The organism is Micromonospora solifontis, assembly GCF_003725545.1.
GTDB lineage: Bacteria > Actinomycetota > Actinomycetes > Mycobacteriales > Micromonosporaceae > Micromonospora > Micromonospora solifontis.
In genome coordinates this window covers 1-10,657 of record NZ_RJLN01000128.1, presented here as the reverse complement: position 1 = coordinate 10,657, position 10,657 = coordinate 1, and the positions used below count along the sequence as shown (strand labels likewise).

General features: G+C 75.4%; 7 protein-coding genes and 1 pseudogene. 5 read left to right on the top strand and 3 right to left on the bottom strand.

What is annotated here, in order from left to right:
• Together EFE23_RS29185 and EFE23_RS26080 are read left to right on the top strand one after the other, a co-directional pair.
• Positions 1-291: pseudogene (locus EFE23_RS29185) on the top strand (hypothetical protein); the annotation flags it as partial.
• Between the two features lie 171 nt (positions 292-462).
• Positions 463-984, top strand: coding sequence for a hypothetical protein (locus EFE23_RS26080; RefSeq protein ID WP_123243543.1), 522 nt, complete (start codon positions 463-465; stop codon positions 982-984).
• A 146-nt stretch (positions 985-1,130) separates the two neighbouring features.
• Here the strand turns inward: EFE23_RS26080 and EFE23_RS26075 are convergent, their stop codons facing one another.
• Positions 1,131-2,666 (bottom strand): M1 family metallopeptidase, encoded by a 1,536-nt coding sequence (locus EFE23_RS26075; protein WP_123243542.1) that lies wholly within the window; start codon positions 2,664-2,666, stop codon positions 1,131-1,133.
• Positions 2,667-2,865: 199 nt separating this feature from the next.
• On the opposite strand from EFE23_RS26075, the gene EFE23_RS26070 reads away from it, so the two are divergent.
• Positions 2,866-3,651, top strand: coding sequence for an SGNH/GDSL hydrolase family protein (locus EFE23_RS26070; RefSeq protein ID WP_123243541.1), 786 nt, complete (start codon positions 2,866-2,868; stop codon positions 3,649-3,651).
• A 166-nt stretch (positions 3,652-3,817) separates the two neighbouring features.
• Here EFE23_RS26070 and EFE23_RS26065 read toward each other — a convergent pair whose 3' ends face one another.
• Positions 3,818-5,275: an MFS transporter gene (locus EFE23_RS26065; protein WP_123243540.1), complete on the bottom strand. Its 1,458-nt coding sequence runs from the start codon at positions 5,273-5,275 to the stop codon at positions 3,818-3,820.
• A 262-nt stretch (positions 5,276-5,537) separates the two neighbouring features.
• Between EFE23_RS26065 and EFE23_RS26060 the strand changes: the two genes are divergently transcribed.
• Positions 5,538-6,131, top strand: a complete 594-nt coding sequence (locus EFE23_RS26060; protein WP_123243539.1) for a TetR/AcrR family transcriptional regulator — start codon at positions 5,538-5,540, stop codon at positions 6,129-6,131.
• Between the two features lie 89 nt (positions 6,132-6,220).
• On the opposite strand, the gene EFE23_RS26055 is transcribed toward EFE23_RS26060, so the two are convergent.
• Positions 6,221-7,642 carry an alkaline phosphatase PhoX gene (locus EFE23_RS26055; protein WP_123243538.1) on the bottom strand — a complete coding sequence of 474 codons (1,422 nt, stop codon included), beginning with the start codon at positions 7,640-7,642 and terminating at the stop codon, positions 6,221-6,223.
• Positions 7,643-7,832: 190 nt separating this feature from the next.
• On the opposite strand from EFE23_RS26055, the gene EFE23_RS26050 reads away from it, so the two are divergent.
• Positions 7,833-10,484 (top strand): FtsK/SpoIIIE domain-containing protein, encoded by a 2,652-nt coding sequence (locus tag EFE23_RS26050; protein WP_123243537.1) that lies wholly within the window; start codon positions 7,833-7,835, stop codon positions 10,482-10,484.
• The last annotated feature ends 173 nt before the right edge of the window (positions 10,485-10,657 follow it).

The window sequence follows — 10,657 nt, the reverse complement described above, 5'->3', positions numbered from 1 at the left end:
GTTCCCGTGGCCCGGGCCGGTGCCGTCCCGGCGACCCCGCCGGGTGCCTTCCCGGCTCCCTCGGGCGCGTCGTCGGCGTCGCCGGCGGGTGCGCCATCGGCTCCGGCGGTGCTGGCCGGTGGCTACCCGGGCCCGTCGCGTCCCGGCGTCGGGCGGCTCCGGTCCAGCCGGACCGCCCGCGCGGCCCAGGAGTGCGCGGCCTGCGCGCCGCACCGGTTCCGGCGCCGCTCCCGGCTGACCGGCGCCGCCCGCCCGGTGGCCGCCCACCGCGACGGCTGCCCCGCCGCCTGACCCCTCCGCCGACCCCCGCCTCCGCCGGTCGACGCTCGATCCAGGAAGTAGTGGCCTCGCGGCGCACGGCAGGCCACTACTTCCGGGTTCGAGCGGAAGCAGCCGGACGGGGTGAGCGAGGCCATCCGCCACGGGATCCGGTGGCGCGAAGATCATCACTACGCTGCGGGCATGGACGTCGAGGAGCGCCTGCGGCGGGTCCGCCGGTGGTTGTGGGTCGTGGTGGTGGGTCTGTTCCTCAGCGGGGTGACCGCGTTCCCGCTGGAGATCGAGGTGCGGTGGCTGCTGCGGGCGCTCGACCCGCTCGCCGACCAGTTCCCGGCGCTGGTGCGCTGGATCGCCCGGGTCCACGCCGGACTTGTCGAGACCGGCGACCGCTACCCGTTCATGTTGTACGGCACCGACTGGCTGGCCTTCGCCCACCTGGTGCTGGCGGTGGCGTTCTGGGGGCCGCTGCGGGATCCGGTGCGCAACGTCTGGGTGGTGCAGCTCGGCATGATCGCCTGCGCCGGGATCGTGCCGCTGGCGCTGATCTGCGGCCCGATCCGCGACATCCCCTGGTTCTGGACGGTGGTCGACCTCTCCTTCGCGGTCGGCGCGTTCCCGCCGCTCTGGTTCGCCTACCGGCACATCCGCGCGGTCGAGGCGGCTCGGGCACCGGCGCCGACCACCGCCGCGTCGGCGGCCGGCTGACCGACGGCGGTCATCCCGGCGGCTGACCGACGGCGGTCATCCCGGCGGCTGACCCACGGCGGTCAACCCGGCGGCTGCCGGACCGGTGCGCTGAGCCGGCCGGGGTCCGCTCCGAGGGTGGCGGAGCGCACCCCGGCCGTTGCCGGTCAGCGGTCAAGCAGCTCGTGCGCCGCCCGGATCCGCGCCCACGACCTCGGCTGCGCCGGAGCCGACGCGGTACGCGCCGCCGCGGCCACCTCCGGACGCCCGGCGGTGAACAGCCAGGTGGTGAAGACGTCGCCCAGGTCCCGGCCGGAGATCCGTTCGGCCAGCGCCCGGAACTGGGCGATGGTGCCGTTGCCGTAGGCGTGTCCGGCCGTCCAGGCCGGCAGGATCCGGAAGAACGCGTCATCGCCGACGGCCAGCCGGAGTTGGTGCAGGGCCATCGCCCCGCGGTCGTAGACCGCGTCGTCGAAGATGTTGGCGGCGCCCGGGGCGCCCGGGAGGACCTGCCAGAAGTCCGAGTCGGCCGGGTAGGCGGCGTAGGTGAAGTCGAACAGTTCCTGCGCGGTGCCCTCGCCCTGTTCCTCCGACCAGAGCCACTCGGCGTAGGAGGCGAAGCCCTCGTTCAGCCAGATCTGGCTCCAGTCGGCGACCGAGACCGAGTCGCCGAACCACTGGTGCGCGTTCTCGTGCACCACCACGTACGGGTTGGACCCGCGCCGCCAGAAGCCGGGCCCGTACACCGGCCGGGTCTGGGTCTCCAGGGCGAAGCTGATGCCGTCGAGCGGGCCGGCCACACCGCCCTGCGCCTCGAACGGGTACGGCCCGAACACGCCGCTCTCCCAGTCGATCACCTCGGCGGTGCGTTCGATGCTGGCCCGCGCGGCCCCGTCCCGGTCGCCGAGCGTGGTGCTGTACGCGTTGACCACCGGCTGCCCGTTCGGCGCGGTGTCGGTGACGATGTCGTACTGCCCGATGACGATGAACGCCTGGTAGGTGGCGCCCGGCCGGGTGCTGCGCCAGCTCCATCGGGTGCGGCCACCGGGCTCCGGCAGCGGGTCGCGCGGCTGCACCCCGTTGCTGATCACCTCGACGCCGGTGGGCACGGAGACCGAGATGTCGAAGGTGGCCTTGTCCAGCGGGTGGTCGTTGCTGGGGAACCACCACCAGGCCGACTCGGGTTCGTTGACGCCGAGCGCGCCGTCGGCGGTCCGGGTCCATCCGGTGTAGCCGTAGACCTTGGTCTGCGAGGGGACGCCGGCGTACCGGACCACGACGGTGAGCGGCTGCCCCTTGCGGATCGGCCGGGGCGGGGTGACCGCCAGCTCGTGGTCGCCCTCCCGGGCGAAGGTGGCGGACCAGCCGTTGACCCGGACCGACTCGACGGCCAGGGCGAAGTCCAGGTTGAACCGGGACAGGTCCTGGGTGGCGGTGGCCAGGATCGTGGTGTTGCCGCTGAGCCGGTCGGTGGCCGGTTCGTAGCGCAGCCGGACGTCGTAGTGACCGACGTCGTAGCCGCCGTTGCCGTAGTCGGGGAAGTAGCTGTCGCCCAGCCCGGGGCTGCCCGGGGTCGGGGTGACCGACGCGGGCCTCGGCCGGCCCCAACCCGGTAGGGCGGCCTGGCCGGGGGTGCCGGTCACGATGGTGCCGGCGGTGGTGACGGTCAGGGCGGCGATGGCCGCCGTGAACACACGTCGCACGAGGTGGACTCCCTCCATCAGGGTGTACGCATCGCCAAGCTAATCGACGGTTGTGAACGCGTCTGCCCCGTGTGGACGTCCCGGCTATTCAATTTGTGGGAATGTTTCGATAGCATTACCGGCTAGTAACAAGCCATCCACCCCTGGCCACGCGCGCGGACCACGGGCTCCACCACACCTGCCTCGTGGAGGTCCTGCCATGTCCCGTCGCGTCCGTACCGCGCTGGCCGCGTTGCTCGCGGCCGTCCTCGGCGCCGTCGTCGTCCCCGGCGTCGCCCAGGCGGCCACCGTCAACTACGTCGCCCTCGGCGATTCGTACTCCTCCGGGGTGGGCGCCGGGCCGTACGACCTCTCCACCTGCCTGCGCAGCCAGAAGTCGTACGCCCCGCTCTGGGCCGCGGCCCACTCCGTCACCAGCTTCCGCTTCCCGGCCTGCGGCGGGGCGGTCACCGCCGACGTCATCGGCGGCCAGGTCGGCGCGCTGAGCACCGCCACCACCCTGGTCACCATCACCATCGGCGGCAACGACGCCGGCTTCGCCGACGTGATGACCAGCTGCCGCTTCGGCAGCACCACGGACTGCGAGAACGCGGTCGGCGGCGCCAAGGCGTTCGCCACGAACGTGCTGCCCGGACGGCTCGACGCCACGTACGCCGCGATCCGCGACCGGGCCCCCAACGCCCGGCTGGTGGTGCTGGGCTACCCGCGGCTGTTCGAGACCGGCTGGTGCGGGCTGCTCGCCATGAGCAGCTACAAGCGGACCATCCTGAACCAGGCGGCCGACGTGCTGGACGGGGTCATCGCGGCGCGGGCCGGCGCGGCCGGCGCCACCTACGTCGACGCCCGGCCGTTCTTCGCCGGTCACGGGGTCTGCGCCGCCGACCCGTGGATCCACGACGTCAGCGGGCTGGTCGAGGCCTACCACCCGGACGCCGACGGCTACCGGTACGGCTACCTGGCCGCGCTGACCTCCGCCATCGGCTGATCGACGCGGGGCGGCCGGCGATCCGTTTCCGGGCCGCCGGCCGCGCCCCGGACCGCCGGACGACCGCCGGCCGCGCCTCGGACCGCCGGACGACCGCCGCCGCGCCCCGGGCCGCCGAACGACCGCCGGCGGCCCGGGGCGGTGTCGTCTCCGGGCCGCCGCCGGTTCAGCTTCCCGCCGCCGCCAGCTCCAGCTCCGGCTCGGCGGTACCCGGCGACCGCTCCCCGCGCGGTCGGCGCACCGCCCGGCGGGCGGAGGGGACGGCCAGGGCGGCCAGCGCGGCGGCCAGCGAGATGCCGGTGAGCAGCAGGAAGCCCATGGTGAAGCCGGCCTCCCGGGGCAGCCCGCCGGCCTGCGGGTGGGCGGTGATCACGGTGCTGGCCACCGCCGCGCCGATCGCGCCGCCGATGGTACGGATGTTGGCGTTCATGCCGGTCGCCACGCCGGTCTGGTGGCTCGGCACGCTGGCCACGATCAGGTTGGCCATCGAGGCGAACGCGAGCCCGATGCCGATGCCGACCAGGCCGCCGGCCACACCGATCTCCCAGCGGGTGTCGTGGGCGACGGTCAGCATGGCCGCGGCGGACACGTTGAACACCGCGCCCGTGGCCAGCTGCGCCTTGGCGCTGAACCGGCCCGCCAACCGGCCGGCGGCCAGGCCGGCCACGAACATTCCGACCAGCATCGGCAGCATCAGCAGCCCGGCCTGGGTGACGCTCGCGCCGAAGCCGTAGCCGGCGCTGGACGGGATCTGCACGAACTGCGGCACGAAGGCGTAGACGGCGAACATCGAGGCGCCGTAGAGCAGGGCGACCAGGTTGGTGGTCCAGACCGCCGGCAGGCGCATCATCCGCATGTCGATCAGCGGGTTCGCCGAGCGGGTCTCGGCCACCAGCCAACCGGCCAGCAGCGCGCCGGCGAGCGCCAGCAGGCCGGTCACCCGGGCCGAGGTCCAGCCCCAGGCGGCGCCCTTGCTGACCGGCAGCAGCAGCGCCACCAGCCAGCCGGAGAGCAGCAGGGTGGCCGCCCAGCTGATCCGGCCGGGCGTACGGACCGGCGACGCCGGCACGAACCGGTGCGCCGCGAGCGCGGTGAGCCCGACGACGACCATCGGGATCCAGAACAGCCAGCGGTAGCCCAGGATGGCGACGATCGGTCCGGCCAGGACGACGCCCAGGCCGCCACCGGCGGCGACGATCGCGGAGATCGCCGCGACGGCCGAGCTCACCCGCGCGGCGGGGAACTCGTCGCGGATGATCCCGAAGGACAGCGGGAAGACCGCGCCGCCGACGCCCTGGACGACCCGGGCGGCGATGAGCACCCCGATGGTGGGCGCGACGGCGGCCAGCAGGCAGCCGAGCGCGAGCGCGGCGAGGGAGACGACCAGGGTCCGCTCCTTGCCGATCATGTCCCCGACCCGGCCGAGCACCGGGGTGAAGATCGACGCGGAGAGCAGGTAGGCGGTCAGCACCCAGGTCACGGTGTTCTGCGACGTGTGCAGGTCGTGCTGGATGGTGGGCAGCACCGGGGTGATCAGCGACTGGAGCATCGCGAAGAAGCCGGCGCCGGCCGCGAGGACGAGGAAGGTCGACCGACGCGAGTCGGATCGGGTGGTTTCGAGCACGGAGGAACCCCGTTCACGTACGAAGGAAGGATCTGGGCCGCTCGCGCGGAGGGGCGGCGGTGGCGGCCGGGGTCGCGGGTCGTTCAGCGGTTCGCGGGCATGGTGGGACCTCCCGGGTCCGGTGTCTGGTTCGCCGATCGCGCCGGTGGGGATCGGGCGGAGAATCCGGAGTACGCTATCCGGAGGCAAGGCTCCGGTCAGTACCGGAGGGGTGCCTCCACTAACGTAGCGGAGGGTTGCCTCCGGTTGCAAGGCGAGAGGGGTGACGCGCGTCATGGCCAGCGCCGACCAGGTGGGAGACGTCCTCGCGCGGCGCCCGAAGCGGGCCGACGCCCGGCGGAACTACGACTCCTTGATCGCCGCCGCGCGGGAGGTGTTCGGCGAGTCCGGCGCGGGCGCGTCGCTGGAGGAGGTCGCCCGGCGTGCCGGGGTGGGCATCGGCACGCTCTACCGCAACTTCCCCAATCGTCGGGACCTGTTCGAGGCGGTCTACGTCGAGGAGGTGCGGGCGCTCAGCGCCTCCGCCGCCGACCTGGCCGACCTGCCCCCGTGGGACGCGCTGGTGGCCTGGCTCTACCGGTTCGTCGCCTACGTGGGCACCAAGCGGGCCCTCGCCGAGGAGCTGGTGCACGACTCCGAGGTGTTCCGCAGCTGCCGCACTGAGATCTACGCCGCCGGTGAGCCGTTGCTCCGCCGTGCCCAGGCGGCCGGGGCGGCCCGCCCGGACGCGAGCTTCGACGACGTGGTGCGGCTGATCAGCGGGATCACCGCGTACCCGTTCCCCGAGTCGGCCCAGCGCGACCGGGTGGTCGCGATCGCCCTGGACGGCCTGCGCCACCCGGCCGCGCCGCGCTGACCGGCACGCGCCGACCCGGCTGCCGCACGGGTTGACGGCGCGGACCGGCCGGCGGCCCAGGAACGAGCCGCCGGCCGGGTGTGCTCCACTCAGGACGCCGCGAGGTCCGCGTTGCTCGGCCGGCCCCACGGGCCGGTGATCGCGAAGACGTAGCCCGGGGACTGGATGTTGGCGAACAGGATCCTGCCGTCCGCGCTGAACGTCGGGCCGGTGAACTCGCTGTCGTTCAGCTCGTTGCGGGCCAACGGGTACGCCTTGCCCTGCTCGGTCACCCCGACCAGGTGCGACAGGCCCTCGCCGTCCTCGGCCAGGATCACCCCGCCGTACGGCGAGACGGTGATGTTGTCCGGGCCGTCGAAGTTGCCGTGGTCCGCCTCCGGATCGGTGTTCACCCCGAAGATGGTCTTCAGGGTGACCGTCTCCGTCCGCGGGTCGTACCACCAGACCTGGCCGTCGTGCTCGTTGACGCTGCCGTCGTCGTGCCGGGCGAAGCTGGCCACGAAGTACGCGCCGCCGTCGGCCCACCAGGCGCCCTCCAGCTTGCGGCTGCGGGTGACCTGCTCGTCGGTGAACTGCTTGCGCACCGAGACACTCTTCGCGTCCCGGTCCGGCACGTCCACCCACTCCACCTGGTAGCGGGTTCCCGGGGTGGTCGCCTCGGACAGGTCGGCGACGTGCCGGCCACCCCGGAGGCACCGCATCGCCTGCAGGCGGCCCGCGGTGTCGCCGTCGGGGCGCTCGGCGAGCGCCCGCAGCGCGCCCTTGCCGCCCCGGAAACCGGCCGGCGGCGTCCACCGGAAGTACAGGCCGTTCGGGCCGCCGGCGTCCTCGGTCAGGTAGATCGAGTGGGTGTACGGGTCCACCGCCACCGCCTCGTGCGAGTAGCGGCCGAGGAACTTCAACGGCACCGGGTTCTGGTTGGCGGCCCGGTCGTGCGGGTCCACCTCGAACACGTACCCGTGGTCCCTCAGGTACCGGCCGCCGGCCTTCTGCTCGGTCTCCTCGCAGGTCAGCCAGGTGCCCCACGGGGTGATGCCGCCGGCGCAGTTGTTGTGCGTGCCGGCCACGCTGACGTACTCGCGCAGCCGCCGGCCCTGACCGTCCACCTCGATGGTGGTGGTGCCGCCCCGGGCACCCGGGTCGTAGGTCAGGCCGGCCAGCGCCGGCACCGGGTACGGCTCGCTGCCGCCGATCTCGTGGTTGTTGACCAGCACCGAGCCGTTCGGCCCGCGGAAGCAGCCGGTCCCGTCGGCGTCGCTCGGCGTCGGCTGCCCCGACTCGAGCAGGGTGGTGCCGGCCTGGGCCACGATGGTGTACGAGAAACCGGGCGGCAGGGCCAGCAGGCCGGCCGGGTCCGGCACGAGTTCGCCGTAGCCGACCGCCGGGCGGGTGGCGGCCCGCGCCGCCGCCGGCCCGGCGATGACGTCCAGGTTGCCGGCCACCACGATGCCGAGGGCGCCGGCCGCGCCGGTGCGCAGCGCGGTCCGGCGGGAGATGGGGGAGGAGCTCACGTCGTCGCCTTCCTGTTCAGGTGCGTCTGCCGAGCAGGCAAGCCGGGCCGGAGGAACGGCGACCGGTGGGAACGGCTGCGCGGGGATGAACAGTGGACCAACGTCGAGCTGCGCCGCGTACTGTGCCGGCCCGGCGCGCGTCCGTTAGGGTTCCCTCGATCAGGACCACGGCGGCGTCGGAGGGCGGACGGTGAGCAGGCTCGCGGCGGCGTACGGGCAGGCGCTCGCCCTCCACCGGCAGGCGCTGCGGCGGTGGGAGGCCGTGCGCCGGTCCCTCGCGGCCGCCGGGCCGCCCGCCCCCGGGAGCCCGGAGCTGGTCGCCCGGCTGGCCCGGCTGGGCGCCGCGCTGGCCGCCCCCGCGCCCGGCACGGCCCACCCGGTCACCACCGCGGTCCCGGTCCGGGTCGGCGAGGCGACCACCTTCGACGGCGGCTTTCCGGTGCTGGTCCCGCTGGCCGGCGGCAACCACCTCGCGGTGGACGCCGACGCGCGCGACCCCCGGGTCGGTGAGCTGCTGCGCGCGGTGGTGACCCAGCTCCTCGCCGCCGCTCCGGCCGGCACGGTCCGGGTCGCCGGCATCGACCCGGCCGCCTTCGGGGCCGCCTTCCTGCCGCTGCGCCCGCTGCTCGACGCCGGCGTGCTCGGCCCCACCGCCACCACCGCCGCCGAGGTGGCCACCCTGCTCGACGACGCGGAACGGCACGCCCGGGCCGCCCAGCACGCCGCTCGCGACGACCAGGATCTGCTGCTGCTCGTCGCCGCGTCCGCCCCGGCGCCGCGCGAGCTGGCCCGGCTCGCCGCGCTCACCCACGCCGGCGCGCCCGCCGCCGTCTGCGTGCTGCTCGCCGGCTACCCGGCCACCGGCCCGGGCGAAGCCGCGCCGCCGCTCGGCGCCACCACCCAGCTCCGGCTGGGCGAGCGGTACGCGCTGGTCGGCGACCCACCCGGACGGCCGTACAGCGGCGATGGCGCGGGTCTGGCCGCCCCGGTGGTGCTCGACGGCGACCCCTCCCACGCCACGGTCACCGGGCTGGCCCGGCGGCTCGCCGCGGCCGCCCGCCGGGCCGAGGCGGTCACCTTCGCCGACCTGCTGCCGCCCCGCCGCTGGGCCGAGTCGGCCGCGGCCGGGCTGCGCACCGTGCTCGGCCGGGCGCTCCGGCCCGGCGCGCCGGGAGCCGGCGTCGTCGGTGGCGAGCCGGTCACCGTCGCCTTCGACGACGCCACCCCGCACTGGCTGGTCGGCGGGCGCACCGGCGCGGGCAAGACCGTCTTCCTGCTCGACGTCCTCTACGGGCTGGCCGCCCGGTACGCCCCCACCGAGCTGCGGCTGCTGCTGCTCGACTTCAAGGAGGGGGTCAGCTTCACCGAGTTCGTGCCGACCGAGCGGGACCCCTCCTGGCTGCCGCACGCCCGGGCGGTCGGCATCGAGTCCGACCGCGAGTACGGCGTCGCCGTGCTGCGCGAGCTGCGCGACGAGTTGACCCGCCGGGCCGACCTGCTGAAGCGGCACGGGGTCAGCAAGCTCGCCGACCTGCCCGCGGCGCACCGGCCGCCCCGGATCGTCACCGTGGTCGACGAGTTCCACGTGCTCTTCGCGGGCAACGACGCGCTCGCCCGGCAGGCCGTCGACCTGCTCGAGGAACTGGCCCGCAAGGGCCGCTCGTACGGCCTGCACCTGGTGCTGGCCAGCCAGAGCACCACCGGGGTGGAGGCCCTCTACGGCCGGGCCGAGGCCATCTTCGGCCAGTTCCCGCTGCGGGTGGCGCTGCCCGGCGGGGCCGCCGTGCTCGACCCGCTCAACGAGGCCGCCAAGGCGTTGACCGTGGGCACGGCCGTGGTGAACACCGCCGGTGGCGCGGCCGGGGCGGACACCCTGGTCCGCTTCCCGGACGCGCACGCCGCGGCGGCCGACCTGGCCACCCTGCGCCACGAGCTGTGCGAGGCCCGGCCGGCCGGCGCACCGCCGCCGACCGTGTTCCGCGGCTACGAGACGCCCCGGCTGGCCGACGATCCCACCTGGGCGGGGCTGCGGCCGGATGTCGCCGGGCCGCCGCTCGCGCTGGTGGGCCGGACGGTCGACGTGGCCGGCAGCCCGGCCGCGTTCCGCCTCGACGCCACCCCCGGCCGGCACCTGGGCGTGGTCGGCACCGCCGCCGCCGGGGCGGACGTGCTCCGGTCGGCCGCGCTCAGCCTGGCCCGGCAGCACGCCCCCGGCACGGCCCGCTTCCTGCTCGCCCCCCTCGCGCCGGACACCACCGGGCTCGCCGACGACCTGGCGATGACCCTCGCCGCCGCCCGCCACCCGGTCCGCCGCCTCGACGCCGCGGAGCTGCGCGCCCACCTCGCCGACCTGGCCGCCGGCGGCGATCCGGCCGTGGTCGCCCCGCCGGCGCCCACCGACGCCGGTCCGACCCGCCCGGCCGGTGCGGCGTCGGGCGGGCCGCACGCGCCGTCCGCGTCCGGGGCGGCCGGACGCACCTACCTCGTCGTGTTCGGGGTGGACGCGGCGGCCGGCGTCCTGGCCGTGGGCGACCCGGCGACGTTCCGGTCCGGCCACGACGACCTGCGCGCGGTGCTGCGCGACGGTCCGGCGCGCGGGGTGCACCTGCTCGGTTGGTGGCGCGGGCTGCGCCGGCTCGGCGAGGACCTCGGCGGCAGCCAGCACCGCGACGACCTGGCCTGCCTGGTCGCGCTCAACGTGCCCGGCGCGGACCTCGGCCTGTACCTCGGCGCGCACGACCTGGCCTACGCCCCCCGCGACGGCCGGGCGCTCCTGGTCGACCGGCACGACCAGCGGACCGCCCTGATGGTGCCCTTCGTGGGCGACGGAGACGACCGGTGACCGGATTCGAGGAGTACGCGGCCCTGGCCCGGGAGCTGTCCGCGCGGCAGCGCGGCGGGGAGCGGGCGGTCGCCGCCGAGGCGGAACGCCGCCGCGCCCTGCAGGCCGCCGTGGACCAGCTCGGCCAGCGGCTCGCCGCCCAGGGTCAGCGGCTCGACCAGCTCGGCCGCGCC